Genomic DNA, 26,570 nt, shown 5'->3' on the forward strand with positions numbered 1-26,570 from the left:
TTATAAAGTAGGTCGCTAGGTGTGCCGGGAAGTCTGGTCGGCGGAACTTTGCCCTGCCACAAGGAACGGACACCGAGCCATGCGCCTGCGCCAACGCGTCTTCACCCGCGGATCGTGGGCGGAGTCCTCTCGGGCCGCAGAGATCCTGCGCAAGGAAACCGTCGGCGGTGTGCTGCTGGTGGTGGCCGCGGTGACCGCACTGCTGTGGGCCAACTCGCCGTGGAGCTCCTGGTACTACCGGCTGGGGGCCATCACGGTCGGGCCGGAGCGCTTGCACCTGAATCTCACCCTGGCGGGCTGGGCGACCGACGGGCTGTTGGCCATTTTCTTCTTCGTTGTGGGGGTCGAACTCAAACGCGAGTTCGTGGCGGGCGATCTGCGCGACCCGGGACGAGCGGCCTTGCCGATCGTCGCGGCGGTCGGCGGCATGCTCGTTCCGGCCGCCATCTACCTGGCGGTCAACGCACCGGGCGGTGGAGAGGCCATACGTGGCTGGGCGATACCGACCGCCACCGATATCGCCTTCGCGCTCGCTGTGCTCGCCGTGATTTCTACCCATCTGCCCTCGGCGCTGCGCACCTTCTTGCTCACCCTGGCGGTGGTTGACGACCTGCTGGCCGTCATCGTGATCGCGGTGTTCTACACCGATGAGCTGCATTGGGCGCCGCTGGGCTTGGCGCTCATCCCGCTCGCGCTGTTCGCGGTGGCGGTGCAGCGCCGCCGCCGGGAATGGTGGCTGCTGGTACCGCTGGCGCTGGCGACCTGGGCGCTGGTACACGCCTCGGGGGTGCACGCGACGGTGGCGGGTGTGCTCTTGGGATTCACCGTTCCTGTCCTCAGGCGGGATGGCCGTACCGATGTACATGGGATGGCCGAGCGATTCGAGCATCGGATGCGACCGGTGTCCGCGGGTGTGGCGGTGCCGGTGTTCGCATTCTTTGCCGCGGGTGTCACGCTGGGCGGCTTCGCCGGGCTGTGGCAGGCGGTGCGGGATCCGGTGGCGCTGGGCGTGGTGCTGGGCCTGGTGGTGGGTAAACCTATTGGCATCTTCCTCACCACCTACCTGCTGGCGCGGTTCACGCGCGCGAGTCTCGACGACGACCTCAGCTGGCTCGACATCGCCGGCGTGGCGCTGCTCGCGGGCATCGGATTCACGGTGTCCCTGCTCATCGGCGAACTGGCGTTCGGCACCGGTTCGGCTGCCGAGCACGTCAAGGTCGGTGTATTAGCCGGATCGTTGACCTCGGCGGCAGTCGCCTCCGTGGTGCTGCGGCTGCGTAACCGCGCGTATCGGCGGATCGAGGTCAAGGAGACCCTTGACGCAGATCACGATGGAGTACCCGATGTTTTTGGCTCCGCTCCAAGCGACCGAATCTGAATCGCTGCGTAGACTGACCTGATGCTTGACGACATCAGAGGACCGGGTGACCTGCAGGGTCTCTCGAAGCGAGAGCTGGACTTACTCGCCGACGAGATCCGTGAGTTCCTGATCCATAAGGTCGCCGCGACCGGCGGCCACCTTGGACCCAACCTGGGCGTCGTCGAGCTGACTCTGGCCCTGCATCGTGTCTTCGAGTCCCCGTATGACCCGATTGTCTTCGACACCGGTCATCAGGCGTACGTGCACAAGATCCTCACCGGGCGTTCTGGCGACTTCGACACGCTGCGGCAGAAGGACGGCTTGTCCGGATATCCATCGCGTGCCGAAAGCGAGCACGACTGGGTGGAATCCAGCCATGCCTCGACCGCGCTGTCATACGCCGATGGACTCGCGAAGGCATTCGAACTGACCGGCCAACGCCGCCGACATGTGGTCGCTGTGGTCGGCGACGGCGCGCTCACCGGCGGCATGTGCTGGGAGGCCCTGAACAACATTGCCGCCGCCGCGCATCGGCGCATCATCATCGTCGTCAACGACAACGGGCGCAGCTATGCGCCGACCATCGGTGGGCTCGCTTCGCACCTGGCGGGGCTGCGGCTCACCCCCTCGTACGAGAAGGTGCTCGACGAGAGCAAGAAGCTGCTGCGCGGCATGCCGGTGGTCGGACCGCTGGCGTATGCGTTGATGCACAGCCTCAAGGTCGGGGTCAAGGACGCGGTGTCACCGCAGGTGATGTTCACCGATCTGGGCATCAAATACGTTGGGCCCGTTGATGGCCACGACGAGCAGGCGGTGGAGGACGCGCTGCGCCGCGCCCGTGGATACGGTGGCCCGGTCATCGTGCACGTGATCACCCGCAAGGGGATGGGGTATGCGCCGGCCGAGGACGACGAGGCCGAGCAGATGCACTCCACCGGCATCATCGACCCGAAAACCGGCCGCTCCATCAAGGCGTCGGCGCCAGGCTGGACATCGGTGTTCTCCGACTCACTCATCGAGGTGGCGAGCGAACACCGCAACATCGTGGCGATCACCGCGGCCATGCCGGGCCCGACGGGGCTCAGCAAGTTCGGTGAGCGTTTTCCCGATCGGCTGTTCGACGTCGGTATCGCCGAGCAGCACGCCGTCACCTCCGCGGCCGGGCTCGCGATGGGTGGCCTGCACCCCGTGGTCGCGATCTACTCCACCTTCCTGAACCGTGCGTTCGATCAGGTGATGATGGACGTTGCGCTGCACAAGCTTCCGGTGACGTTCGTACTGGACCGGGCCGGTATCACGGGAAGCGACGGGGCCAGCCACAACGGCATGTGGGACCTGTCGATCCTGAACGTGGTGCCCGGCATGCGGGTCGCGGCGCCGCGTGATGCGTCGCGGCTGCGTGAGGAGCTGACCGAGGCGCTGGCGGTCGATGACGGACCGACCGCACTGCGGTTCCCGAAAGGCGAAGTCGGGGAGGATATCCCGGCGGTCGAGCGGCGCGATGGTGTCGACATATTGGCGCGGCCGCTCAGCGGATTGCACGCCGATGTGCTGTTGGTGGCGGTCGGCTCGTTCGCCTCGACAGCGTTGGCGACGGCCGAGAGGCTCGGCAAGCAGGGAATCGGCGTGACCGTCGTCGATCCGCGCTGGGTGCTTCCGGTGCCCGGCCATGTGATCGAGCTGGCTCGCCAGCACCGGTTGGTGGTGACGCTGGAAGACAGTGGCGTGCACGGCGGAGCGGGTAGCGCGGTGACCGCGGCGATGCAGGATGCCGATGTGGATATTCCGGCCCGCAATATTGGTGTGCCGCAACAGTTCCTGGATCACGCATCGCGCGGGCAGGTCCTTGAGCAACTCGGCTTGACCGATCAGCATATCGCCCGCAAGATCACCGGTTGGGTGGCCGCGATGAGCCGCGAGATCGGGGAGAGCACCGTGAACCCGGCCACGCAGCAGGTCGACTAACTCTGAGTCCCGCCTTTCGGCGCGTTCAGCCGGTCAGCGCTTCGGTCAGTATCGGCACGGTCAGTGCCCGCTGCCATGGGCGGGCGCCGTGGCCGGCGAGTAGTTCCTCGACGTCTCCGTTGCCTTCCCAATCCCAGCAGAGCCGCCGCACGATTTCCGGGGTGACGATGTTCTCCACGGGTACCGAGATCTGCTCGGAGAGCGCCGACAGGGCCGTGCGCGCGGCTTCCAGGCGGGCGTAGGCCTCGGGCTTGCGTCGCGACCACCGCGATACCGGCGGTGGCCCGGTGGTGGGTTCATTGACCGGCGGCGGGGCGTCTGCGTTGCGAGCCTTCGCCAGTGCTGCGAGCCATCGGTCGGCCTGCTGTTTCTGCCGGGGGCCGCCGAAGACCGGGAGAGCGATCAGTTCGTTGCGTGTCTTCGGATCTGCCATGGCCGCTTCCACGATTGCCGAATCGGGCAGTGTACGTCCGGGGGCCACATCGCGTGCCCGGGCCAGTTCGTCACGGCTGAGCCATAATTCGCGTACCGCCGCCAACTGTCCGGGCTTGCGAACCTTGTGGATTCCGGAGGTGCGACGCCAGTTGTCCCGTCGGGTCGCCGAGGCCGGTGTGTGCGCCAGGTACTCGAATTCCTGCCGGGCCCACTCGGTCTTGTCTTGTTCGGCCAGAACTTCGGCGATCTTCTCGCGTAGCTCGACGAGCACCTCGACGTCCAGCGCCGCGTAGTTGAGCCAATCGTCCGGTAGCGGACGCTTCGACCAGTCGGCGGCGCCATGGCCCTTGGCCAGACCCAGTCCCAGCAGTCGATGGACCATCGCGGCCAGGTTCACCTTCTCGAAACCGGCCAGCCGCCCGGCTAATTCGGTGTCATAGAGCGACGGCGGTCTCATTTCCAGTTCGGCCAGGCAGGGCAGATCCTGGTCGGCGGCGTGCAAGATCCACTCGTCGGCACCCAGCACGTCGACGATTGGCCCGAGTGCGTCTGGAACGTTGGTCGGATCCAGCAGCACGGTTCCGGCTCCGCGGCGGCGAATCTGGATCAGGTAGGCCCGGTTGGAGTACCGGAATCCCGAGGCCCGCTCCGCATCGACCGCAAATGCGCCCGTCCCGGATGCTAAACGTTTAGCCGCCATACGGATCTCATCCGTTGACGCGGTGATTGGCGGCACCCCTTCGGCGGGGCGAAGCAGTGGTGTCGGTTCGGGAAGCTCGGAGTCGTTGTCCATATCTGAGTCAGCAGCGTAGGCGCTAAGCGCGGTGGCGCGACCCCAGGTCAGTCACACCTACCGGTGGCAGGCCCGCCGCATGCTCCAGCACCTCGCAGAATGCCTCAACGTGGGTTTCGATATCGGTACCGGTGGCGGTCCAGGACGCCCGCAGCTCCAACTGGTGAGCGCGCCCCGGGCCGGCGATATCGCCGTAACGGACCGAGGTGGTTGCGGTCACGGTTCCGCCCAACGCCGTCAGATCCGTGGTGCGGGTGTTCAGGGCATCCACGAGCCAGCTCCACGCAACTTCCGGTAGCAACGGGTCCACGGCCTCGGTGGCGTCCAGATCGGCCTGGATGTAGGCGACCAGCCGCATCGTGCCGTTCCACGCCTCATCACCCTCCGGGTCGTGCAGCAGGATTAGCCTGCCAAACGCATCACCTTCGGATTGTTCGGGCACGTTATCGGTGTCGAGGTGCTTGATTTCCGCGCCGAGCGCATAGCTGAACGGAGCCAATCGTTGCGGGGGACGAATAGTGCCCAGCTCGATCTCCGGACGCACGGTCACGGAGTTCATCGCGTCGACCGCCGCGCGGAACGGGGCTGGTTCGGCAGACGTCACAGCAATGGACGGTAGCGCGCTGGGCCGACATGCTCCCGCAGGCGCGCCGTGCAAGGTTGCCATGGCAGCATGGGCAGTGATGACCGGATTGAATGAAGATCGCGCGACGGAGGCAAAAACCCGTCGTGAGCTGCCGCTTTCTCCCTATCTGGCGGCTGCCGCCGGAAGAGCCCCCAGCCGCCCCCCGGTGTGGTTCATGCGGCAGGCCGGGCGTTCGCTGCCCGAGTACCGCGCGGTGCGCGCCGACCACGCCATGCTGGACGCTTGTTTTAATCCTGAACTGGTTTGCGAGATCACGCTCCAGCCGATCCGCCGGCACCAGGTTGATGCCGCCATCTTGTTCTCCGACATCGTGGTCCCGCTCAAGGCGGCCGGTATCGATCTGGACATCGTTCCGGATGTGGGGCCCGTGATCGCCAACCCGGTGCGCACCTCCGCCGATGTGGCGAAGCTGCCGCGCCTGGAGCCCGGACAGGTCGAGGCCGTCAGTGATGCCGTGCGACTGCTGGTCGCCGAACTGGGCGCGACGCCACTGATCGGTTTTGCCGGTGCCCCCTTCACGCTGGCCTCCTACCTGGTTGAGGGCGGCCCGAGTCGTCACCATCAGCGCACCAAGGCGCTGCTGCAGGGCGACCCGCAGACCTGGCATGCGCTGATGACCGCGTTGACCGATGTCACCATCGCCTTCCTGCGTGCACAGCTCGACGCCGGTGTGGACGCGCTGCAACTGTTCGACTCGTGGGCCGGTGCGTTATCGCTGGCCGACTACCGTTCAGCTGTGTTGCCGCACAGCACAAGGATTTTCGATGAATTCGCGCATGAGGGCGTACCCATGACGCACTTCGGAGTGGGCACCGCCGAGCTATTGGGCGCCATGGGAGAGGCGGGCGCTACCGTGGTCGGTGTGGACTGGCGCACCCCGCTGGATGTGGCGGCGGGTCGGGTCGGCGCTGGAAAAGCCTTGCAGGGCAACCTTGATCCAGCGGTACTGCTGGCCGGGTGGCCCGTGGTGGAGCGCGAGGTGCGCCGGATTGTCGCCGAGGGCCGCCAGGCAGTGGCTGACGGTGCCGCGGGACATATCTTCAATCTGGGACACGGCGTGCTGCCGGATACCGATCCGGTAGTCCTCACCGATGCGGTGGCGCTGGTGCATTCGTTGTGACCTCAGCGGCACGGTCGTCCTCACCCTCCATTGCCGTTGTGGGGGGCGGTATTTCGGGGTTGACGGCGGCATATCGGCTGCGGTGCGAACTCGGCGATGGTCCGCGCATCACCGTGTACGACCCCGCCGAGCAGCTGGGTGGAATTCTTCGCACCATCACCCTGGGTGAGCATCGGGTCGACATCGGCGCCGAGGCATTTATCACCCGGCGCCCCGAGGTACTGGATCTCCTGGATGAACTGGGACTGGCCGACCGCCGGATCGACACCACCGGTGCGCGACCGCTCATCTACGCCGGCGGCAGTCTGCACCCGCTGCCCGCGCGAACGGTGAACGGCATCCCGGCCTCGGGGTCTTCGGTGGTGGGCCTCGTCGACGAGGAGACCGTGGCGCGCATCGACAGCGAGCCTGAGCGCGAGATGCACTGGACCGTGGGCGCCGATCCCACCGTTGCCGACCTGGTCTCGCTGCGATTCGGGCCGCAGGTGGTCGCGCGGCTCGTCGACCCCCTGCTCGGTGGGGTGTACGCGGGTTCGGCCGCGACGACCGGCCTGCGGACCGCCGCGCCCGGGATAGCCCGGGCCCTCGACGAGGGGGCCGGCAGCCTGCTGGTCGCCGCCCGGCAAGCATTGCCGCCGATATCGGCCACCGGCATCTTCGGTGCCATCGACGGCGGCTACGCGGTGCTGGTGGAAGAACTCTGGCGCCGCGCCCGCGCCGAACACCGGCGGCTCGCGGTGACCGGCATCGCGCGTGACGGTGAGAGTTGGGCGGTCACCGGCGACGGCGCATCTGAGCACGCGGACGTGGTCGTTGTCGCGGTCCCCGCGCCTCGCGCCGCGGACATCCTCGATGCGGTGGCACCCGAATCGGCGGAGGCTGCGCGCGCCGTCCCGGTGGCGTCCTCGGTGGTCGTGGCACTGACGTTGCCCGGCGACGCCCCCATTCCGGCCAACTCCGGCGTGCTCGTCGCATCCGGAGAAGCCTTACACACCAAGGCCTTGACGTTCTCGACCGGCAAGTGGGGGATGCGCGGACGAAGCACCCAGGTGGTGCGTTTGTCCTACGGGCGTTTCGGCGACACCGTGGCGCGAGCCACCACCGACGAGCAGCTGCTGCACTGGGCCGCCGCCGACCTCGAAACCGTGCTGGGCGCGTCGGTGACGCCCATCGATACGGCGCTGGCCCGCTGGATCGACGCCATGCCGCAGTACGGACCCGGCCACGCCGACGTCGCCGACGCCATCCGCGGCGGGTTGCCGCCGGGCATCGCCGTGGCTGGCTCGTACCTGGACGGCATTGGAGTACCGGCTTGTGTGTCCTCCGCCTCTCGAGCGGCACAGGACAGCGTGGCACGATGGGGGCATGGCTAGCCTCGATTTCGACACCCTCAACTCGACCATTCGCTACCTGATGTTCTCGGTGTTCCAGGTGCGCGAAGGAGGGTTGGGCGAGGACCGCGACGGTGCCGCCGACGAGGTGGCCACCCTGATCAAACGGCATGAGGACGATGGTGTCGTGGTTCGCGGCATCTACGACGTGGCAGGCCTGCGCGCCGACGCCGACTTCATGATCTGGTCGCACGCCGAGTCCATCGAGAAGCTGCAGGCGCTGTACAGCGATTTCCGTCGCACCACCGCCCTGGGCCGGGCCAGCACCCCGGTATGGAGCAATGCGGCCCTGCACCGGCCGGCCGAGTTCAACAAGAGCCACATCCCGGCGTTTCTCGCGGGGGAGGAGCCCGGCGCCTACATCTGCGTGTATCCCTTTGTGCGGTCCTACGATTGGTACCTGCTGCCCGATGAGGAGCGGCGCAAGATGCTCGCCGATCACGGTATCGCCGCGCGTGCCTACAAGGATGTGCGTGCCAATACCGTGCCCGCCTTCGCGCTCGGCGACTACGAATGGCTGCTGGCCTTCGAGGCACCCGAGCTGTATCGCATCGTCGACCTGATGCGCGATTTGCGTGCCACCGAGGCCCGGTTGCACGTGCGCGAGGAGACGCCGTTCTTCACCGGCCCGCGGGTCTCCGCCGAGGAACTTGTCGCCCGGCTTCCCTAGGCCATGTCGCCGAGACCGAGGTTATGGCGAATTTGTGCGAGACGAAACCGCCATAACCTACGTTTCGGCGGTCTGCAGGCGCAGGGAGATCGAGTTAATGCAGTAGCGCTGATCGGTAGGCGTGGGATAGCCCTCGCCCTCGAACACGTGCCCTAGGTGGCTGTGGCAGTTGGCGCACAGCACCTCGACCCGGCGCATGCCCAGCGACTTGTCCGGCTTCAGGATCACCGCATCCGAGTTGGCCGGGTCGAAGAACGACGGCCAGCCGCAATGGGATTCGAACTTGTCGGTGCTGCGGAACAGTTCGGCCCCGCATGCTCGGCAGGCGTACACGCCCTCGGTCTTGGTGTCGGTGTACTCACCGACGAAAGGGCGTTCGGTGCCGGCGCGGCGCAGCACCGCGAACTCGTCAGGAGTCAGCCGCTCCCGCCACTGCTCGTCGGTCAGATTCACCTTCGGGTCGTTCGATGTCGTCATCGTCCGCTGACTCCTTAGTGCCTATCGCCGCGCTCATCCAGTCTGGATCCAGCCCACTATCCAGTGTGCCAGCGGCCTTGGCATCCCGGTACCGAAGCACCAGCACCATCATCACGACGATCAGCAGCAGGCACCATCCGTAGGTGATCTTCAGATACTCCAGGGCGCGGCCCGTGGTGGGCCAATGCACCAGCAGCCAGCGGTCCATGGAGAAGAACCCGTAGATCGCCAGCCAGGCCGGCCAGTTCCGCAACACCGAGTTGGGCAGCACGATCGTCATCACGAACGGGAACAGCGCCATCGAGTAGTAGCCCTGCCCCAGCCCCAGCAGCAGGAACGAGGCCGTCAGCACCACACCACCGGTGGTCAGCGCCCAGAACCGGGGGTCGCGGCGGCGGTAGTACTTGTACAGCAACCACACACTCACCAGGGCGATCAGTAGGAACGCGATGCGCAGCACGGCGGTCAATGGTGCGGGAAGGCCGTAGTACACGGCGTTTCCGGCGATGGAGCTGTTGAAGTAATCGCGGGTTTCGCCCAGGTATTTCACGGTGCGCCGCAAGTAGTCCCAGCCGTCGACGATCCTGACCTTGTGCGGGCCGAACATGGCGACCGCGTTGAAGAACGCCGGGATGCCGAAAGCTGCCACGAACACCCGCCATTGCCGGTTGAGTAGCGGCAACAACAACAGCGGTAACAGCAGCGGCTTGATCACCAGTGTCAGCCCGATCGCGACACCGGCCAACCAATCGGACTTCGCGTTCCCGTTCAGCAGCCAGCGGAAGAACAGCACCTCGAGCAGCAGCATCACACCGTTGATGTTGGTGAAAACCAGTGTGTTGGTGACACTCTCGGTGCAGAACATGGCCAGTAGCAGCGCGGGCGCGGCCACCGAGGCCAGTGTGAAGTTGAACAGCCGCAGCAGGAAGTAGGCCGCGATCACGATGGCGACGGCGTTGATGCTGATGAACCAGTACCGCGACGCGTCAACGGGCAGATACCCGAACGGGGAGAGCAGCAGCGTGCCGCCGGGCGGGTAGATGTAATGCGGATCGACGTAGCTGAAGTTCTCGTTGTACACCGGCTGGTGCCGTTTGAAGGCGATGACGGCCCGGTACACCGGCCCGAAGTCGTCGGTGATGTAGCCGTTGGTGCCCAGCACGTAGGCGCGGTGAATGATCGACATGATCGCGACGGGCCACAGCACCGACCGCAGGATCGTCGCGACCGATGGCGGTGCGGTCGGAGGTTTCAACGAGTTCTTGAAGCCCGAAATGAACGTATCGACTGACACCACGCAGGCACCGTACCTTGAGCGCCCAGTGCAGTTCCGGCAAGTACGACTAGGCCGGGCAGAACGTGTCGGTCTCGGGAAGCTTTCCGTCGTTGAGATATGCCAGGGCGGGCGGCTGCGCGCATCCGGTGTAGACAATCGCGCCGTGGCCGATGCCCTGCCACATGACGCGCTTGCTGGCCGCCTTGGCGTTGATGATCACCGCGGCGGTCGCCGAGACGCCCTCGCTACCGGAGATCGGGTCGTGTTGCCCGCCCAGGATGAGCACGTTGATCTTCAAGTCCTGCGGAGGGTTCGGCTTGGATCCGCTGGGCCATTGCAGGCAGTTCACCAGTTCGAGGGCGGACGTGCGCCCGAACAGCGGGTACTGCTTACCCCAGGCCACCACCAGCTCGCGTACCCGGTCGGGGGTGGGCCGTGCCAGCGAGTCACTGCACGAGTTCACGAACTGCCCGTCGGAATCGCGCAGCGCGTTGGCCCGGTCCACCAGCGGGGTGAGCGCGCCGCTATCGGGGCCGCGCGCTGCGTTCAGCGCATTCGCGAGGTTCTGCACGACGGCGGTGCCGTCGCCGACCGGATATGCCAGCGCGGTGGTGATCGCCCTGACAACCGTCGCCCGCGACCACGGCAGTCCGCCGTTCTGAGCGCGGTTCAGCAGGTCGCCGACGGCACCCGCGGGATCGGGTCCCAGTGGGCAGTTGTTCGCCACACACTGGGCCGCGAATGCGTCGAATGCGGATTGCTGGCCCTTGAGTCGCTGCTCGGCGGCGGCCTCGGCGGTGATGTCGGCGGCCACCGGCGAGTCGAGCATCAGCCGGGCGACCTTGTTGGGATGGGATCCCGCGTACGCCAGTGCGACTCGGGCACCGCTGCCGATGCCGAGGAGCGCCAGGTTGGGCACATCCCATTGGGCGCGGAGCGCCTCCAGGTCTTCTGCGGCGTGCGCGTCGTTGTAGGCGGAGTCGCCGGGGGAGATGGTGTCGGTGCAGTTGGTGGTCGCGGTCTCGACGATCTTGCCCAGACTCGCTACCGGATCGTCTCCGCCACGGTTTTGCGCCAGGTCCCGCATATCCCGCAGATCCCAGGTGTCACGGCACGTGATGGAGTCGGATCGTCCGATACCGCGGCGATCGACCGCGACGACGGGACGTTGCTTGAGCACCTGTGCGCCGGGCCCGTTGAGCCATGTCGCCAGCTGCACCGAGGAGGGGAGATCCGAGCCGGTGGTGAACACCAGCGGGCCCGCGTCGGCAGGTGTCTGCGAGGTCTTGGCACGCACCGCGCCCAGGGTCACGCTGCCCGGTGCGCCGTTGATCGGATCCAGTGGGGCCTTGTACTCGGCGCATTCGAGCGTGAATGTCGGCGACGTGGTGATGTTGGCGCTGCCGAGCACCTCACGGGTGCAGTCCTGCCAGGACAGGTCGACCTTCGGTTTGTCGATGGACGGCGGGCCGTCCGGCGGTGCTGTGGTGGCGGGGCCGACATTTCCGTGGCCCTCGTCCATGGCGAAATGCGGTCCCGCCGAGGGGCCGGGAGCACACCCAGCCAGTATCACGGCAACCGCCATCGCCCCCGTCAGCCGTGCACGCATGCCGACCACAGTATCGGGTGAATGTTCCTCAAGCCCGGACGTGCCGCGTGAAGAGGTAGCCGTCCGCATCCGCGAGCAGCAACACCCGCCGCCATGACGTGAGTACTTCGGTGGGGCTGGACACGATCCGGGCCCCGCCGCCGCCGACCGTCGTGGGCGCCACCGTCAGGCACAGCTCGTCGACGAGATCGGCCGCGAGCAGGGTGCCGAGCAATGACGGGCCGCCCTCACACAGCACCCTGGACAGACCGCGACGATGCAGCTCTGCCAACGCGGCGCGCAGATCGACCTTCCCGGCATGCTCGGCGACGAGGACCTGTGCATCGGACACGCGGGAGGCGACGTTCGCTGCCCCGGACGCTGTGGTCACCACGATGGGCGCGACCTCCGACTCGGTGAACAGGGGAGTGCTTGGGTCCACCGTTCCCGACCCCGTGACCACGGCAATCACCGGAACCTCACTCTGTCCACGGGCCTGGCGGCGCTGGCGCAGTCCGACCGGCAGATGCGCGCCGTGATAGCGCTCGGCCCGCACGGTGCCCGCCCCGACGAGAATCACATCGGCGTTGGCGCGCATGGCCGCGAACACCGCGCGATCGCCGTCGCCGCCAAGTCCGCCGGACAATCCGGTCACCGTCGCCGCGCCGTCCAGGCTGCCAATCATGTTGGCGCGCAAGCAAAGTGCATTGCCGTCGGGGTAGTCGTACAGGTCGGCCAGCTCGCTGGGATCCGCGGGTGTACCGGTGGTCAGCTGTGTGAGCTGTATCCCAGCCGGGCCCCGAATCGCCTCTTCACCGTCACTGTCGGCCACAAAGAGATCTCAACACGCCGTTACGCTGCCCGTGTGACTGATCCGCAATCCGGTGCCGCATTGACCCTCCAGCACCTTGCTGACCGGCACCCCACCGTCTCCAACGAGCGGCTGATTGCCCAGCTGGTGCCGCCTCCGACGTTCACTTCGGTGAGTTTCGACTCGTACCGGCCCGACCCCAACGAGCCGACGCAGGCCGCGGCGGTGGAATCGTGCCGCGCTTTCGCTCAGGAGGCGACGACCCGCCGTGCGGGAAAGAAGAAGCTGTTCGGCAAGCGCGAGGTACTGCCCGGGGTCGGGATCTATCTCGACGGCGGGTTCGGTGTCGGTAAGACGCACCTCTTGGCGTCGATCTATCACACCGTTCCCGGCCCCAAGGCGTTCGCGAGCTTCGGAGAATTGACGCAGGTAGCAGGAGTTTTCGGCTTCCTGGAGTGCATCGAGCTGCTGTCGGACTACACGGTGGTGTGCATCGACGAGTTCGAGCTGGATGACCCGGGCAACACCACGCTGGTGTCGCGGCTGCTCTCGGAGCTGGTGGCGCGCGGAGTGTCGATTGCCGCGACGTCCAACACGCTGCCGGAGCAGCTCGGTGAGGGTCGCTTCGCGGCACAGGACTTCCTGCGTGAGATCAACACACTGTCGGCGATCTTCAACACCGTGCGGGTCGAGGGGCCCGATTACCGGCACCGCGACCTACCTCCGGCTCCCGAGCCGCACACCGATGACGAGCTTCGTGGGCTGGCGGCATCCATCGATGGCGCTACCTTCGACCAGTTCGACGATCTATGCCGGCACTTGGCGAGCATGCATCCGTCGCGGTATCTGACGCTGATCGAAGGGGTGACAGCGGTGTTCATCGCGGGCGTGGAGCAGGTGCACGATCAGGCGGTGGCGCTGCGGATCGTCGCCCTGACGGATCGCCTGTACGACGCGGGCATTCCGGTCGAGGCCTCGGGGGCGAAGCTGGACACGATCTTCGATGACGAGATGGTGGCCGGCGGTTTCCGCAAGAAATATTTGCGCGCCACCTCACGGCTGCTGGCGCTCAGCGCGGCGCCGCTACCGAGTTCTCTATGACCCGCAGCATCACGTAGTCGTTCTCCAGACGCTCGCCCACCTGGAATGTTTTGGTACCGCTGCGGTTGAAGCCGTGCTTGGCGTAAAAGCGCTGTGCGCGTTCATTTTCCTGGTTGACGCCCAGCCAGACTCCCGTCGCGCCGCGCGCGGCAGCTTCGGCAAGGGCCGCGTCCATCAGCGCGCCCGCCACCCCGGCCTGATGGAATTCGGGCAGCACATACATCTTGGAGAGCTGCATCGCGGGCCGCAGGGTGACGGCCCGCTGCACGTCGGGATCCTCGGCGACGCCGTCCACGAGCATCGCGTACCCGACGATGACGCCGTTCTCACGTGCTGCGAGTACCCGGTGCTCTCGGATGTACTCGTCGAAGTTGCTCGTGCTGAGGTTGGCCGCGATGAATGCCGCGATGTCCTCCGGCGTCGAGGAGGGCGGACATGCGAGTGGGAAGGTGCGGGCGGCGACGGCCGCGACTTCTGCGCTCTCGGCAGCAGTCGCGGTGCTGACCTGAATCGGCATGACCGGCACGCTACCTATACTTGGCGCGGTTCCGAGACTGCGACCCATGTTGATGACCAACCCTGAGGAGCACCATATGACGCGGCGCGTGACGGCCTTCGGCGAGATTCGTGACGCCGTGGTGGGGCAGGGCCTGCGCACACTCGCCCGCACCACACCCTGGGTGGAAACCGAGCTGGTGGGTATCGCACAGGTGGTCAAGCCCGGGGATGTGTGCCTGGACGTGGGTGCGGCTGCCGGTTTCTATACGGCGGAGCTGGCGCGCCTGGTGGGTGCCGACGGTCTGGTGTACAGCCTGGAGCCGCTGCGGTTCGCCCACGCCACCTCATCGGCGGCCCTGGGTCTGCGCAGTGCGCAGAACGTGCGCCGGCACGCCGTGGCGCTGGGTACCAATCCTGGTGAACAGGTCATGAGCGTTCCGCTGCGCAACGGCAAGCCCATTACTGGCCGGTCCTTCGTCGACGCCGGGGCCGACGGGCTGGGCTCAAACGCCGAGTTCGATGAGCACATCCGGGTGGTTGTCGACACCGAGACGTTCGACGGGTTCTGTGACCGGCTGAGCATCAAGCGGATCGATTTCGTGAAGATTGATGTCGAGGGCGCCGAGCTCGACGTTCTGGTCAGCGGCGAGAAGACCCTTGAGCGCACCCGACCGGCAATGATGCTGGAGGTCGAGGATCGCCACATGGAGCGGTTCGGGCGCACCGCCGAGGACATTGTCGCGTGGTTCACGGCGCGGGATTACCGGATGTCGGTGTGGAGCGCCGACTCCTGGCGGCCCGTGGACAAGGTCACCGAGACCTTCCGGAATTACCTGTTCCAGCCTCGCTGAGCAGCTCGCGCGCTGTCTCAGAGGTCCCACTGGGCCAGGTGAACCTGGGTTTGAGCCGACCGCAGCACGATGTGGCGCACCGGCCCGCGGTAGACATCCCAGTACACCGCTCCGCTCACGGTCGAACCCTGCGGGGCGTTGCGCAGCGCGTAGTTCAGATCGTCAGGCTCATCGGTGCGCTGCGGCTCGTAGGCATCGCCGGTCTCCGGTGAGATGCCGCCTAGCTTGAGTGCCATCAGCAATGCGTACGCGTTGGGTACCTTGGTCGGCCGGATGGTGACGTACGCCTTCCAGATGATGCCGCGCGGGGGAGCCATTCCGGCAGGAATGCCGGTGGGTTCGATGTTGTGCACAGTGACATCGGCGCCGATGGTGCCGTAATCGAAATGCAGCGTCTCGCCGATGTGCCCGATGGGCGCCACGCGCTCGGGTTGCGCAGTCGCGGTCGGTGCCCAGGCCATGGCGATGGCGGCGAGGACGGCGAGGAGCTGAAGGGCGGGGCGTAGACGCACCCAGCGATCTTGGCACACGCCGTACCGGGGACGGTGCCACATGGCTCTTCCGTATTCGCCCGGTAAGAGCTCGCCGACGACCTACCATGTCCTGATTGGAGCGGTCCGCCAAGCCATGAGGGGACGTGAGGATGCGCGTATTGGTCACGGGCGGTACCGGATTCGTGGGCGGATGGACGGCGAAGGCTATTGCAGATGCCGGGCATCAGGTCCGTTTTCTGGTGCGTAAGGAAGCCCGGTTGCACACCACGGTGGCGACGCTGGGGGTCGACGTATCCGACTACACCGTCGGCGATATCACCGACCGGGAGTCGGTCGAGACCGCGCTCGACGGGTGCGATGCGGTGCTGCACAGCGCGGCCATGGTCAGCACCGATCCCACCGAGGCCGATCGGATGATGGCCATCAATCTCGAGGGCACCCAGAACGTTCTCGGCGCAGCTGTTGATCGTGGTCTGGACCCGATAGTGCATGTTTCGAGCATCACCGCGCTGTTCCGGCCCGGTCTGCGGACGTTCGAGGCCGACTTGCCCGCGGCGGGAGGCAGCGACGGATACGGGCAGTCCAAGGCGCGGGTCGAGCTGTACGTGCGCGAGCTGCAGGCCGCTGGTGCACCGGTGACCATCACCTACCCGGGCATGGTGCTCGGACCTCCCGCCGGGGATCAGTTCGGGGAGGCGGCCGAGGGCGTGCGCTGGGCCCTGTTGATGAGGTCCGTCCCGGGACGCAGTGCGGCATGGTTGGTGGTCGACGTCCGAGACCTGGCCGCGTTGCACGCCGCTCTGTTGGAGACCGGGCACGGCCCGCGGCGCTACACCGCGGGGGGCCATCGGCTGGAGGTGGATGAGCTGGTGAATCTGTTGACCGAGGCGGCAGGCAGCACGGTGCTGGCCGTTCCGGTGCCTGATTCCGTGCTGCGTGTGGCGGGAACGGTGATGGATCAGCTCGGCCGGTATGTGCCGCTGGGTACCCCGATGACCGAGGCAGGCATGCAGTACTACACACGGATGCCCGCGTCTGACGACTCGCCCAGCGAGCGTGAACTCGGGATAACCTACCGCGATCCGGGAGAAACTTTGGCGGACACCATTATTGCCTTGCGCGGACAGAAGGCCACCTCGAAGTTGTTCGGCTTATGGCCCTTCTCCGAATAGAGCGCACCAGCGCGCTGTCCGTCGCCGAAGCGTTCGCGCGTATCACCGACTGGCCGCGGCATAGCGAGCACATCCCGCTGACAACGGTGTCGGTGACGAGCGATCCGCCGGCGCGGGTCGGCACCACACTTGTGGGGCGAACAGGGTTAGGGGCCATAGGTTTTGACGACCCGATGACGGTTACCCGGTGGGAGCCGCCGCGCTCGGGGAGTCCCGGCCGTTGCCGATTGGAGAAGACGGGGAGTCTTATCCTGGGGTGGGCCGAGATCGAGGTACATGCCCAGGGCAGTGGTGCACGCGTGATCTGGACCGAGGACGTGAACATTCGAGGTCTGCCCCGGGTCTTCGACCGATTGGCGAAGATGGGCGGGCAGTGGATGTTCGGCCGCGCGATCGATGGATTGCTGCGCTAACGCTCGGCGCGCCACTTGGCGATGGCAGTTCCGATCTCCGTGGCGGGTGGCTCGCCGTAGATCCATTCGCGGGCGATGCGATGCCAGTTGCCGGTGACATTGAGCTGTCCGAGTACGCCGAAGGTGTAGAAATCCGCACGGCGCGAGAAGATGTGCTCGGGAGGCAGGTTTTGGCGGCGCATTCCGGAGAACTCGCCGGAACGCGGGTCGACGGCGAGAATCATTGCGCTGGAGGCAATTTCCGGGGTAATGGTCATCTCCTCGTCGACGAGGTTCCACCCCGAAGCCGCGTGGCAGTACTCCAGACAGTCCTGAGGGCTGACGTCTGCATGCGGGTCGATGATCCCGCGCGCCACCATCGCCTGATACATGTCCTCGGCGCGGCCCTCGGTGGCGGCGCGCATGATGTGTCGTTCGAAGTCAACGTGTTCGGGGTTCATCCGGTTGTACAAGCCGAAGTCTACAAATCCCAGGGTGCCGTTGGCCGCCCGCAGGATGTTCCCCGGGTGCGGGTCGCCACAGAAGTCGTTGTCCTGGAACAGCGATCCGATATAGAACCGGAAAATCAGCTCACCGATCCGGTTGCGCTCGTCGTCGGGGAGCGTCTGCATGACAGGGAACGACTGGCCGTCCAGGAACTCCGTCACGAGAACCTGTGATGTGCACATTTCGGAGACACAGTCGGGGATCACGATGAAGGGGTGTCCGCGATAGCGTTCGGCGATCTCGTGCTGTGTGCGTGCCTCTCGCAGGTAATCCAGTTCGCTTTCCAAGTTCATGGAGATCTCTTCCATGAAGGCCGAATTCGACAGTGTCGGTACCGCTTTGCGCCAGAACTTGGTAAAGAGTGCGAGATTTTGCATGTCTGCGCGTACCGCGTCGTCCACGCCGGGGTACTTGACCTTGACCGCGACCTCGCGGCCGTCGTGCAGCACTGCCCGGTATACCTGGCCGATGGACGCCGCGGCGACCGGAGTCTCGTCGAAATCGCGGAAGCTCTTGCCGAGCTTGCCCAGATTGGACTCGATGATCGGCAACATCACCGTGAACGGTTCACGCGGAGCCTGATCGCGCAGCCGGGCCAGCTTCTGCCGGAAGCGTTCCCGATGGGCCTCCGGCACCATGTCCACTTCGAGCATCGAAAGCAGCTGGCCGAGTTTCATCGCCGAACCTTTGAGGCTGCCGAGCACGGTTACGAGCTGATCGGCTGCCTGCAGGGTGGATCGTTCCGCGAGCAGCGCGCGCGCCTCTTCGGATCGCCCGATCATGGAGATGCGATTGCTTGCGGTACGCACCGCCTGCCCGGCCGCCAGCTTGCCCAGTGCCCGGCCCCGGGTGATGCGTGCCAGGGGTACCCCGTCGGTCATGTGGTGCCCCCGCGTGTGCTGGTGAATGCCAGGTGTAGTGGCTGGTCCGGATCAAGCGTCAGGCCGTTGAACTCGGCGATGGAGGCGGCCAGTCCGGACAGCACGGTGGTCAGGTACTCCACGAACCTCTCGATGGGCATTGGTTCGGCACGTTGCTGATTGGGGCCCAGGAACCATTCGGTGGCGGTGCCGATGGCGCCCGCGGCAGAGGTGACCGCCAGGTCGGCATCATCGATGTCCACCGTCTCGTCGTCGATCGCGTTCGACAATATCTCCGCGATGTCGTGCGTCATCTGCTGCGCGGTCTCCACCAGACGCTCGGTGCCGTCACTGGAATTGACGAAGTGGCCATGCACGATGAAGCGCAACACATTCGGGTGATCGGAGATCATTCGGGCGTACTCGTTGGCGCCATGCTCAACCAACTCGCGAGCCGAGTCGGTCATCAGATTGATCCGGTCCATGGCCGCGTTCCACACCATGTCCTGCACACGTTCCAGTACGGCGCTGTGCAGATCGGCCTTGTCCTCGAAGTACCGATACAGCTTGGGCTTGGCGACACCGGCCTCGCGGGCGATATCGTCCATGCTGACGGTGGAGCCGGTCGCGTCGATGGCACGAAACGCGGCGTCTAACAACTCTTCTCGGGCAACCTTGCGGCGGTCGCCACGCCGCGCGGCGCCGGGGCCGACTTCCGACGCGATGGCTGTACTCACACTCTCCACGCCTCTCATCACCAGTGATGGTACGTGTGCCAGGCCCGTGGTTCGCCGGTTCGGACGACACACGTCTGCTGCCTATTGTGCTCACGCGGTGCGATATGGATACTACCAGTAGTACTCAGAGTACGATTGTGAATCGCCAGGTCAGACGTCAATGGAGACGTCTCAGGAAGGAGTTCCGTCATGGCTGTTGTCGAGCAGGGCCGGCGAGGTGTCGCGGCACGCGAGCTGCCCAAGGTGCGCCGGATGAACTTCCGGTTCGGTGAGCCGGTTCCCATGAAGAAGCACTATGTCGAGGGCGACATCGTCTTCAGTCACTTGGTTTCGCTGCTTTCCGGTGCGTTTCCTCCCGGCGAGGAATCCTTCATCAGGTCCGTGCGCAACTACGCCGATCAGATCACCGACCCGGTGTTGAAGAAGCGAGTCGCGGGCTTCATCGGGCAGGAGGCCATGCACGGCCGTGAACATCGCAAGCTCAACGAGAAGATCATCGATATGGGCTACCCCTTGGTCCGGATCATGAATTTCGAGGAGGGCAGCCGGCGCGAGAAGTTCCTCATCGCGCTGGAGAAACGCGCACCCAAAATCGCGCACCTGGCCATGACGGCGGCCGCCGAGCACTACACGGCGGTATTGGCTCAGCGCGTGCTTTCCAGTGCTGAGCTACAAGAGATTCCGATGTCCGAAGAGATTCACCACCTGCTGAACTGGCACGCCATGGAGGAGATGGAGCATAAGTCGGTCGCCTTCGACGTGTATCGCTCGGTGGGTGGCCCGGAGTCGGTACGCATCGGTGTGATGTCACTGATCTGGGCGGGCACGCTGCCCTTGATGACGCTGGCCGTGCTGGCATCGATCCTCACCGATCCGAGTGGATGGAAGCCGTTGGCGGTGCTGCGGCAGACCATCGATGTGTACCGCGGCCCGCTGGTCAAGGGCTTGATGCGGGATATTGCCGAATACATGCGGCCTGGATTCCATCCGGACGATGTGGATACCGAGGAGCTGCTCGAAAAGTGGCAGGGAATCCTTTTCGGTTCCGAGGGTGAGCTGAATGATCGACTGCCGGGCCGTCGCGCGGTGGGCCAGTGACGGCCGAAGCCATCCGAGTCGCCAGTAGCGATGTCGCCGGGAGCACCGTCCTGGAGGTCGAAATCTACGGCAGTACATACGTTCTGGACTGGCCGCCGGGTAAGAAGCTGCTCGACGTGTTGCTGGATGCAGGCATCGACGCGCCGTACGTGTGTCGCGAATCCGCCTGCGCCACCTGCATGTGCTCGGTGCGATCGGGCAAGACGAGGATGCTGATGAACGAGTCTCTCATCGACAGCGAGGTGGCCGAGGGGTTCACGCTCGCGTGCCAGACGCTCCCGGAATCCGATCGGGTGCACATCTTCTTCGATGCGTGAGCAAGGGCCTGGCGCACCCGCGAAGGCGCAGCCGGGCCTTCACGGGTGGGCATGAATCAGCAGGGATAAGCTGAGGATCTGCTGATCGGATGAGGTGGATCGACTATGGCGACATTTGACCTGCTGGTGCGCGGGGGCCTGGTGTTCGACGGGACGGGTGCGCCTGGCCAAGTGCTGGACGTCGGGGTGCGCGGCGGCAAAGTGGTGGCCATGGCACCGGATCTTTCGAGTGCCGAGGCCGGCGAGGTCATCGATGCCAACGGTAAGTGGGTCATTCCCGGCATGGTCGACGTGCACACCCACTACGACGCCGAGGTGCTGGTCAGTCCGGGACTGGGCGAGTCGGTGCGGCACGGTGTCACCTCTGTCATCTACGGCAACTGCTCCATGTCCGCGGTGTACGCCGATCCCGAGGATGTCGCAGATCTATTCGCCCGGGTGGAGGCCCTGCCGTGGGACGCGGTTCACTCGGCGCTCAAGGAGCACAAGGATTGGGACGGGCCACGCGGCTACCGCACGTTCATCGAGTCACTTCCGTTGGGCGCCAATGTCGCAACGCTGATCGGGCACTCTGATATCCGTGCCGCGGTGATGGGACTTGCGCGGGCAACCGATTACGACGAGCGTCCCACATCCGAGGAACTGGCGCGGATGCGCACGATGGTGACCGATGCGCTCGACGCGGGTTTCGTCGGCCTGTCCACCGACCGGCTGCGCTTCTCCAAGCTGGAGGGCACCCGGTTCGCCGGTCGGCAATTGCCGTCTACCTACGCGACCTGGCGCGAGTACGGCGCACTGTATGACGTGGTGCGCCGGCGTGGCGCCGTGGTGCAGTCGAATCTCGACGTGGAGAAGCGCCCCGAGACCGTCATGCACTTCCTGCTCAGCGGTGCCCGCCCGTGGCGTCGTTCGCTCAAGACCACGCTGCTAGCGGCCTTCGATCTGAAGAGCAATAGGTCGGTGATCAAGCTTCTCAAGGCGGCCACCGGTGGCCTCAACCCGCTGCTGCGCTCCCAGGTGAACTTCCAGCTCTTGGCGGTGCCTTTCCATCTGTATTCCGACGGTATGGATTTGGTGATCTTTGAGGAGTTCGCCTCGGGCACGGCGGCATTGGATATTCGTGATCAGCTCCAGCGGGTCGACCTGATCAAGGATGAGGGATATCGTCGCCGGTTCCGCAAGGAGATGGCCCAGAAATACGGGGTGGTGGCCTGGAACCGCGACATGTACGACACCGAGATCGTTGGGTGCCCCGATGAATCTGTGGTGGGCAAGTCGTTCGGTCAGGTGGCCGATGCGCGCGGGGTGCAGCCGGTCGACGCCTTCCTGGACCTGGTGTCTGAGTACCCCGGAAAGGTGCGCTGGCACACCACGATCGCCAATGACCGAACCGATGTGCTCAACGAGGCCATCAAATACCGCTATTTCCAGCTGGGTAACAACGACTCCGGGGCGCACCTGCGCAACATGTCCTTTTACAACGCGGGGCTGCGGTTACTCAAGCGTGTCAAAGAGGCCCGAGAGGCGGGCGCTCCGTTCATGCCGCTGGAAGCCGCGGTGCATCGGCTTACCGGCGAACTCGGTGAATGGTATGGATTAGACGCTGGGCGCCTGCGTATCGGCGACACCGCCGATATCGCGGTGATTGATCCTGCGGGCCTTGATGATTCGCTGGAGGATTACCACGAACAGTACATGGAGGAGTTCGGAGTGTCCCGGCAGGTGTGCCGCAACGACAAGGCGATTGCGGCCACGGTTGTCGGTGGCCAGCGGGTGTACTCCTACGGCACGTTCGTAGACGGCTTCGGCAGCACGGTCAAGGCAGGCAGGTTCCTGGCCACGAGCTAGCCGAGCCAGCCCATGTTCTTCCCGAAGGTCTGGGCGGCGGGGGACAACGAACCCAGCTCGCTGCTGCGCTGCACGTAACCCTGGATCGCTGTCATGAACTGCATCGGGTTGTAGACATCTTCCTCGTTGGCCCACTGGTTGTCGCCGGCATAGCGAAAGATGCTGATATTTGTTGCTTCCCAGATACTTCCGTCGCCGGGGTCTCTCATCCGGTTGACCAGCTCGCAGATGACCCAGCCGTGTTCCTCGTCGACGACATGCCAGTTGGAGAAGTAGTGCGGCATCTCAGCCCCGGGGAACTCCGACATGGTCTTGACCATGGACTCGCGGATGGCTTCCCGGCCCTCGAAGGTGCCATAGGTCGGTTCGATGTAACTGGCGTCCTCGGCGAAAAGATCCGCGTACTTGGCCCACTCGCCCTTGGGGCCGATCTCATCGACCACCTGAAGGTGATGGTCGAACATGCTCTGCAGCTCGTCGCGTGACCACTGTCCCATGGCGGGACCCTAACACCGCGGTTCATTCTGGATCCGGGCTTTCGGCGGTATCGAACCGGAATTGAAAGCAGCGCACAGAAATTCGTGCGTCTACAGCAGTCCGAGCTGCCGCAGATCCGTGGCGTACTTGACGATGAGATCCCGGGTGAGGTGGGGAATGTCGGTGTTCTGGGTGGCCTGAACACCCTCGCGGAATCTAATGGCGGGGAGGAATGCACCGTTGTGTGCGTGCTGCGGATACCGGTACGCGTGCAGTAGTGGCAGCAGGGAGTGCTGCTTTTGCTTTTCGGGCAGGCCGCGGATGGCGTTGTCGAAGCGGTCGAACCAGTCGCCGTAGTTGTCGATGCGCTGGATGGGATATCCGGCGTCGATGAGCCAGTCGACGAAGTTGTCCAGCGAGATACCGTCGGAGTGTGGATTCACCGAGTCGTACGTGTGGAAGCTTTCCGACGCGGCGACCGCGATGCCGAGGAAGGTAATCGCCGATGCCGTGAAGTCACCCGGTAGCCCGTCATAGTGGGCGCGTGGGCGTTCGCCCGTTGCCTGTGCTTGGTAGAACGAGCCGGGTGCGATGCCGGTGGCGATCAGGCTCAGGATCAGTCGGGTGAATTGGTCGGGGACGTTGAGCTGGCCGGTGTAGTGGCTGTGGGCCAGGATCATGTCGGAGCGGAATACCGCGACCGGCAGGCCGCACAGGTCGTGTGCCTCCCGGAGCAGTACCTCGCCGGCCCACTTGGCATTGCCGTATCCGTTGGCGTATCCGTCGTCGAGGGGCCTGATCGCACTGATGGTGCGGATGTCGGAGTCCTCGTCGAACACCTTGGGGTCCACCGAGATCGCCACGGCGACGGTGGACAGGTAGGTGACGGGTTTGATCTTGGTGGTCAGTGCCAGTTTGATGATTTCCGCGGTACCAACGACATTGGGGCCGAACAGCTGGTTGTAAGGCAGCACGTGGTTCACCAGAGCCGCGGGGTGCACGATGACATCGACTGTGTCGGCCAGACGTTGCCAGGTGTCGGCATCCAGTCCCAGGTTCGGGTCACCGATATCGCCGGCGAGCACCTCCAGGTGCTTGTCGGCCAGTGCGCGGAAATGCGTCAGCAGTCCGGCGTCGCCACTATCGAACGCCTCCTCCAGGCGCTGGTAGGCGGCCTGGGCATCTTTGCCGCGGATGACAGCGATGAGCTTGCCGCCGGTTTCGCCTAGGCGCTCAAGCCATTCCAGGGCCAGGAACCGTCCTAGGTAGCCATTGGCTCCGGTCAGTAACACGGTCTGCGGGGTCCCGGTCGACCTCGGGAGTGCGGGGGCGGCACGCAGGGTGGCCTCGTCGATGAACTTGTCCAGGGTCAGGTCGGCGGCACGGATCTCGGTGTGCCCGGCGCCGTGCACGGACTCGGCGGTGGGCCGGAGTGATCCCGAGTCGCGGTGCTTTTCGATGATGTTCGCGATGGCCGCCACATCGTTGGCGGCACTGACGATGACGCCGACGGGAATCTCGACACCGAAGATGTCCCGCAGTAGATCTGAGAAGGACAGCGCCGAAAGGGAATCGCCGCCGAGGTCGATGAAGTGCGAGTCCGGGCCCACCTCGGCTACGGATAGGCCCAGCAATGCTGTGACCGCACGTTGCACGGTCTCAAGGACCGGCTTGCCCTCGTGTCCGGCGGCGTGAAGGGCTTGTAGTTCGAGCGCCTGGGCACTCGCGATATCGGAATACAGCTGTTCCAGACGGGCGCCGTACTTCTCGTGCAACTTCGGCCGGGCCAGCTTGGCGATACCGGTCAATAGGCCGTTGGCGGCGGTGAACGGTTCGGTCTCCACCAGGAAGTCGCGCGGCACCTCGTACGGTTGCAGCTCGGCTTCGCGGGCGACCTGCTGTAGCGACTCGGCAATCAGGCGTTTGAGTAGTTCGTCATCTCCATGACTTTGCTCGAAAGCCTCGGCGGTAGGTACCACGACGGCCAGCAGGTAGGATCGCTCGCTGCTTCCGTAGACACAAATCTGTTGCACCAGTGGACTGTTGGCATACTCGGCTTCGAGGTTGGCGATCGCGACGAACTCGCCTTGGGAAAGCTTGATCACGTTGTTGCGCCGGTCGACGATCTGGATCTTGTCGGGTTCCAGCTCGGCGACAATATCCCCGGTCTTGTAGTAACCGTCCGGGTCGAACACATCGGCGGTGACGTCGGGGCGCTTGAAATAGCCGCCGAACACGGACTCGGCCTTCACCAGCAGCTCACCTCGCGGGTGCGGCTTGTCGGTGGAGAAGTAGCCCAGCTCGGGCACGTCGACGAGCTTGTAGTCGATGACGGGGGGACGTTGGATGCGTCCGTTCCGGACGATGACTCCGGCCTCGGTGGAGCCGTAGCCGTCGGTGATGCGGGCGTCCAGGCAGGATTCGATGAATGCCGCCAGTTCTTCGGATAGTGGTGCCGATCCGCAGACGATTGTCAAAACGCGTCCGCCGAAAAGGTTTTCACGGATATCGTTCTTGACTTCGGCATCGAGGGTGGCCAGGTCGGTTGCGGAGTCCAGCCCCGCACGGCGTTCGACTTCGTTGCGGTAGCGCTGAAAGAGCATGTCGCACACGCGGGGAACGAGCGTCACCACCGTGGGCCGGGTGAGGGTGATGTCTTCGAACAGGGTGGACATATCGCTGGATGCCGCGAAGTACGCCAGACCACCACAGGCCAGGGCCGTGACCAGGCTGCCGCGTCCCATCACATGGCTCATCGGCATGAAGTTGAGGTTGATCAACGGAATCTCGGCCTTGGAGCTCAGGGTGTCGGCCCTTAGCCACGGTTTGGCGACCATCTTCTCGGTGTACGTCGCGCCCTTGGGGGTGCCCGTGCTTCCAGAGGTATAGATCACCAGCGCCAACGGGTCGGTGCCGTCCTCGGCGGTGAACAACGGCGCCTCGGGAAGGGCACGACCGTGCCCGATCACCGCGGACATCACCTCGACCGAGATCGGTAGGCCGGCCTCGGCTATCCGGTGTTGCGCCGACTCGACACTGTCGCGCTGCGCATCGACACCGGGGTGGTAATCGAAGACCGTGATATGCCGCAGCGACGGCGTGACGAGCGCTGATTCTATTGCCGCATCCAATAACTCGGCGCTCACCGCCAGTACCGAAGGCTCTGATTCGGCGAGGATTGCGGTCCAGTTCGATGCGGCCGCGCTGGTCTGCAGCGGTACCGCCACCGCGCCAAGATGGATGCACGCGAGATCGACTGCGGTGTAGTCGACGCTCGTGAAGCCGAGCATCGCGACGAAGTCGCCCGCGCGCACCGGAGTGCTCGGGTCGTGATGCCACGCCGAAGCCAGTGCGCGGGCCATGCCCCACAGTTCCCCGTAGGTGATGGTCTCGAACTCAGGTAGGGGACGAAGTGCCGACCGACCTGTCTCATTGGTGATGAGTTCCTGCACCCGGTGCCCGAGGGCCGGCCGATCGGCGTATCCATCCATGATGGTGGCGACTACCTGGGCGAGCCGCAGACCGGGCGCGGCGACCGCGGCGTCTACCGCAGTATCGGGTTTGGCGGCCCGGAACTGTGGATCCTCGGTGAAGAGCCGCCTGACACGGTCAACCAACCGCTGACGACGTGCTTCCTTGGTATTGGCAGCGGTGGCTTCGATCGTCATATCGGGCAGCTTACGAAA

24 protein-coding genes are annotated in these 26,570 nt (G+C 65.1%); 12 read left to right on the forward strand and 12 right to left on the reverse strand.

What is annotated here, in order from left to right:
• The first annotated feature begins 79 nt into the window (after positions 1–79).
• Positions 80–1,378 carry a Na+/H+ antiporter NhaA gene (gene nhaA / locus AOT83_RS16355; RefSeq protein ID WP_057966079.1) on the forward strand — a complete coding sequence of 433 codons (1,299 nt, stop codon included), beginning with the start codon at positions 80–82 and terminating at the stop codon, positions 1,376–1,378.
• Between the two features lie 21 nt (positions 1,379–1,399).
• Positions 1,400–3,325, forward strand: a complete 1,926-nt coding sequence (gene dxs / locus AOT83_RS16360; RefSeq protein ID WP_030093767.1) for a 1-deoxy-D-xylulose-5-phosphate synthase — start codon at positions 1,400–1,402, stop codon at positions 3,323–3,325.
• A 25-nt stretch (positions 3,326–3,350) separates the two neighbouring features.
• Here the strand turns inward: dxs and AOT83_RS16365 are convergent, their stop codons facing one another.
• Together AOT83_RS16365 and AOT83_RS16370 are read right to left on the reverse strand one after the other, a co-directional pair.
• Positions 3,351–4,553 (reverse strand): ribonuclease D, encoded by a 1,203-nt coding sequence (locus tag AOT83_RS16365; protein ID WP_057966078.1) that lies wholly within the window; start codon positions 4,551–4,553, stop codon positions 3,351–3,353.
• Positions 4,554–4,575: 22 nt separating this feature from the next.
• Entirely contained in the window at positions 4,576–5,112 is a 537-nt protein-coding gene (locus tag AOT83_RS16370; protein ID WP_030093765.1) for a DUF3000 domain-containing protein, read from the reverse strand.
• Positions 5,113–5,218: 106 nt separating this feature from the next.
• Between AOT83_RS16370 and hemE the strand changes: the two genes are divergently transcribed.
• Genes hemE through hemQ form a run of 3 tightly spaced genes read left to right on the forward strand, consistent with a single transcriptional unit; the run spans position 5,219 to position 8,380 of the window.
• Positions 5,219–6,319, forward strand: coding sequence for a uroporphyrinogen decarboxylase (gene hemE, locus AOT83_RS16375; RefSeq protein ID WP_165592885.1), 1,101 nt, complete (start codon positions 5,219–5,221; stop codon positions 6,317–6,319).
• The gene (locus tag AOT83_RS16380) at positions 6,316–7,692 is read left to right on the forward strand and encodes a protoporphyrinogen oxidase (protein WP_057966077.1); all 1,377 of its coding nucleotides are present in this window, start codon (positions 6,316–6,318) and stop codon (positions 7,690–7,692) included. Before hemE ends, AOT83_RS16380 begins: the two co-directional genes overlap by 4 nt.
• Positions 7,685–8,380, forward strand: a complete 696-nt coding sequence (gene hemQ, locus AOT83_RS16385; RefSeq protein ID WP_030093762.1) for a hydrogen peroxide-dependent heme synthase — start codon at positions 7,685–7,687, stop codon at positions 8,378–8,380. Before AOT83_RS16380 ends, hemQ begins: the two co-directional genes overlap by 8 nt.
• Before the next feature lie 57 nt (positions 8,381–8,437).
• Here the strand turns inward: hemQ and msrB are convergent, their stop codons facing one another.
• Genes msrB through AOT83_RS16405 form a run of 4 tightly spaced genes read right to left on the reverse strand, consistent with a single transcriptional unit; the run spans position 8,438 to position 12,553 of the window.
• Positions 8,438–8,833, reverse strand: coding sequence for a peptide-methionine (R)-S-oxide reductase MsrB (gene msrB, locus AOT83_RS16390; RefSeq protein ID WP_081343753.1), 396 nt, complete (start codon positions 8,831–8,833; stop codon positions 8,438–8,440).
• Positions 8,790–10,154, reverse strand: a complete 1,365-nt coding sequence (locus AOT83_RS16395) for a glycosyltransferase family 87 protein (protein ID WP_030093760.1) — start codon at positions 10,152–10,154, stop codon at positions 8,790–8,792. The genes msrB and AOT83_RS16395 overlap by 44 nt, the downstream gene beginning before the upstream one ends.
• A 46-nt stretch (positions 10,155–10,200) precedes the next feature.
• Positions 10,201–11,742 (reverse strand): alpha/beta hydrolase, encoded by a 1,542-nt coding sequence (locus AOT83_RS16400; protein ID WP_057966075.1) that lies wholly within the window; start codon positions 11,740–11,742, stop codon positions 10,201–10,203.
• A 28-nt stretch (positions 11,743–11,770) separates the two neighbouring features.
• Positions 11,771–12,553 (reverse strand): pyrimidine reductase family protein, encoded by a 783-nt coding sequence (locus tag AOT83_RS16405; RefSeq protein ID WP_057966074.1) that lies wholly within the window; start codon positions 12,551–12,553, stop codon positions 11,771–11,773.
• A 33-nt stretch (positions 12,554–12,586) separates the two neighbouring features.
• Between AOT83_RS16405 and zapE the strand changes: the two genes are divergently transcribed.
• Positions 12,587–13,633 (forward strand): cell division protein ZapE, encoded by a 1,047-nt coding sequence (gene zapE, locus AOT83_RS16410; protein ID WP_030093757.1) that lies wholly within the window; start codon positions 12,587–12,589, stop codon positions 13,631–13,633.
• Here zapE and AOT83_RS16415 read toward each other — a convergent pair.
• Complete coding sequence (locus AOT83_RS16415) at positions 13,602–14,150, reverse strand: GNAT family N-acetyltransferase (protein ID WP_057966073.1); 549 nt, start codon at positions 14,148–14,150, stop codon at positions 13,602–13,604. The two genes, zapE and AOT83_RS16415, sit on opposite strands and share 32 nt — an antisense overlap.
• Before the next feature lie 76 nt (positions 14,151–14,226).
• Between AOT83_RS16415 and AOT83_RS16420 the strand changes: the two genes are divergently transcribed.
• Positions 14,227–14,982, forward strand: coding sequence for an FkbM family methyltransferase (locus tag AOT83_RS16420; RefSeq protein ID WP_030093755.1), 756 nt, complete (start codon positions 14,227–14,229; stop codon positions 14,980–14,982).
• Positions 14,983–14,999: 17 nt separating this feature from the next.
• Here the strand turns inward: AOT83_RS16420 and AOT83_RS16425 are convergent, their stop codons facing one another.
• Entirely contained in the window at positions 15,000–15,494 is a 495-nt protein-coding gene (locus AOT83_RS16425; protein ID WP_030093754.1) for a DUF1942 domain-containing protein, read from the reverse strand.
• 131 nt (positions 15,495–15,625) lie between these two features.
• Between AOT83_RS16425 and AOT83_RS16430 the strand changes: the two genes are divergently transcribed.
• Together AOT83_RS16430 and AOT83_RS16435 are read left to right on the forward strand one after the other, a co-directional pair.
• Positions 15,626–16,648, forward strand: coding sequence for an SDR family NAD(P)-dependent oxidoreductase (locus AOT83_RS16430; protein ID WP_057966072.1), 1,023 nt, complete (start codon positions 15,626–15,628; stop codon positions 16,646–16,648).
• On the forward strand, positions 16,630–17,061 hold the full coding sequence (locus AOT83_RS16435) for an Immediate-early protein 2 (protein WP_057966071.1): 432 nt from the start codon (positions 16,630–16,632) through the stop codon (positions 17,059–17,061). The genes AOT83_RS16430 and AOT83_RS16435 overlap by 19 nt, the downstream gene beginning before the upstream one ends.
• Here AOT83_RS16435 and AOT83_RS16440 read toward each other — a convergent pair.
• Both AOT83_RS16440 and AOT83_RS16445 read right to left on the reverse strand, forming a co-directional pair.
• Positions 17,058–18,428, reverse strand: coding sequence for an AarF/ABC1/UbiB kinase family protein (locus AOT83_RS16440; protein WP_057966070.1), 1,371 nt, complete (start codon positions 18,426–18,428; stop codon positions 17,058–17,060). The genes AOT83_RS16435 and AOT83_RS16440 overlap by 4 nt on opposite strands.
• A complete protein-coding gene (locus AOT83_RS16445) occupies positions 18,425–19,153 on the reverse strand; it encodes a TetR/AcrR family transcriptional regulator (protein ID WP_057966069.1) in 729 nt (242 codons plus the stop codon). Before AOT83_RS16445 ends, AOT83_RS16440 begins: the two co-directional genes overlap by 4 nt.
• Positions 19,154–19,333: 180 nt before the next feature.
• Between AOT83_RS16445 and AOT83_RS16450 the strand changes: the two genes are divergently transcribed.
• The 3 genes from AOT83_RS16450 (at position 19,334) to AOT83_RS16460 (ending at position 22,407) form a co-directional block, all read left to right on the forward strand.
• Positions 19,334–20,242 (forward strand): metal-dependent hydrolase, encoded by a 909-nt coding sequence (locus tag AOT83_RS16450; protein ID WP_030093747.1) that lies wholly within the window; start codon positions 19,334–19,336, stop codon positions 20,240–20,242.
• The gene (locus AOT83_RS16455) at positions 20,239–20,559 is read left to right on the forward strand and encodes a 2Fe-2S iron-sulfur cluster binding domain-containing protein (protein ID WP_057966068.1); all 321 of its coding nucleotides are present in this window, start codon (positions 20,239–20,241) and stop codon (positions 20,557–20,559) included. The genes AOT83_RS16450 and AOT83_RS16455 overlap by 4 nt, the downstream gene beginning before the upstream one ends.
• 105 nt (positions 20,560–20,664) lie before the next feature.
• On the forward strand, positions 20,665–22,407 hold the full coding sequence (locus AOT83_RS16460) for an amidohydrolase family protein (protein ID WP_057966067.1): 1,743 nt from the start codon (positions 20,665–20,667) through the stop codon (positions 22,405–22,407).
• Here AOT83_RS16460 and AOT83_RS16465 read toward each other — a convergent pair.
• Positions 22,404–22,904, reverse strand: a complete 501-nt coding sequence (locus AOT83_RS16465) for a nuclear transport factor 2 family protein (protein WP_057966066.1) — start codon at positions 22,902–22,904, stop codon at positions 22,404–22,406. The genes AOT83_RS16460 and AOT83_RS16465 overlap by 4 nt on opposite strands.
• 90 nt (positions 22,905–22,994) lie before the next feature.
• Positions 22,995–26,552, reverse strand: a complete 3,558-nt coding sequence (car, locus tag AOT83_RS16470) for a carboxylic acid reductase (protein ID WP_057966065.1) — start codon at positions 26,550–26,552, stop codon at positions 22,995–22,997.
• Between the last annotated feature and the right edge of the window lie 18 nt (positions 26,553–26,570).

The organism is Mycobacteroides sp. H001 (assembly GCF_001440005.1).
Taxonomy (GTDB): domain Bacteria; phylum Actinomycetota; class Actinomycetes; order Mycobacteriales; family Mycobacteriaceae; genus Mycobacterium; species Mycobacterium gwanakae.

Bases quoted from the DNA above. Each gene is read 5' to 3' on its own strand.
- nhaA (WP_057966079.1), top strand. From the start codon at position 80: ATGCGCCTGCGCCAACGCGTCTTCACCCGCGGATCGTGGGCGGAGTCC.
- AOT83_RS16365 (WP_057966078.1), bottom strand. From the start codon at position 4,553: ATGGACAACGACTCCGAGCTTCCCGAACCGACACCACTGCTTCGCCCC.
- AOT83_RS16370 (WP_030093765.1), bottom strand. From the start codon at position 5,112: ATGAACTCCGTGACCGTGCGTCCGGAGATCGAGCTGGGCACTATTCGT.
- AOT83_RS16430 (WP_057966072.1), top strand. From the start codon at position 15,626: ATGCGCGTATTGGTCACGGGCGGTACCGGATTCGTGGGCGGATGGACG.
- AOT83_RS16420 (WP_030093755.1), top strand. From the start codon at position 14,227: ATGACGCGGCGCGTGACGGCCTTCGGCGAGATTCGTGACGCCGTGGTG.
- AOT83_RS16400 (WP_057966075.1), bottom strand. From the start codon at position 11,742: ATGCGTGCACGGCTGACGGGGGCGATGGCGGTTGCCGTGATACTGGCT.
- hemQ (WP_030093762.1), top strand. From the start codon at position 7,685: ATGGCTAGCCTCGATTTCGACACCCTCAACTCGACCATTCGCTACCTG.
- AOT83_RS16450 (WP_030093747.1), top strand. From the start codon at position 19,334: ATGGCTGTTGTCGAGCAGGGCCGGCGAGGTGTCGCGGCACGCGAGCTG.
- AOT83_RS16465 (WP_057966066.1), bottom strand. From the start codon at position 22,904: ATGGGACAGTGGTCACGCGACGAGCTGCAGAGCATGTTCGACCATCAC.
- AOT83_RS16415 (WP_057966073.1), bottom strand. From the start codon at position 14,150: ATGCCGATTCAGGTCAGCACCGCGACTGCTGCCGAGAGCGCAGAAGTC.
- car (WP_057966065.1), bottom strand. From the start codon at position 26,552: ATGACGATCGAAGCCACCGCTGCCAATACCAAGGAAGCACGTCGTCAG.
- AOT83_RS16460 (WP_057966067.1), top strand. From the start codon at position 20,665: ATGGCGACATTTGACCTGCTGGTGCGCGGGGGCCTGGTGTTCGACGGG.
- dxs (WP_030093767.1), top strand. From the start codon at position 1,400: ATGCTTGACGACATCAGAGGACCGGGTGACCTGCAGGGTCTCTCGAAG.
- AOT83_RS16440 (WP_057966070.1), bottom strand. From the start codon at position 18,428: ATGACCGACGGGGTACCCCTGGCACGCATCACCCGGGGCCGGGCACTG.
- AOT83_RS16435 (WP_057966071.1), top strand. From the start codon at position 16,630: ATGGCCCTTCTCCGAATAGAGCGCACCAGCGCGCTGTCCGTCGCCGAA.
- hemE (WP_165592885.1), top strand. From the start codon at position 5,219: ATGGCAGCATGGGCAGTGATGACCGGATTGAATGAAGATCGCGCGACG.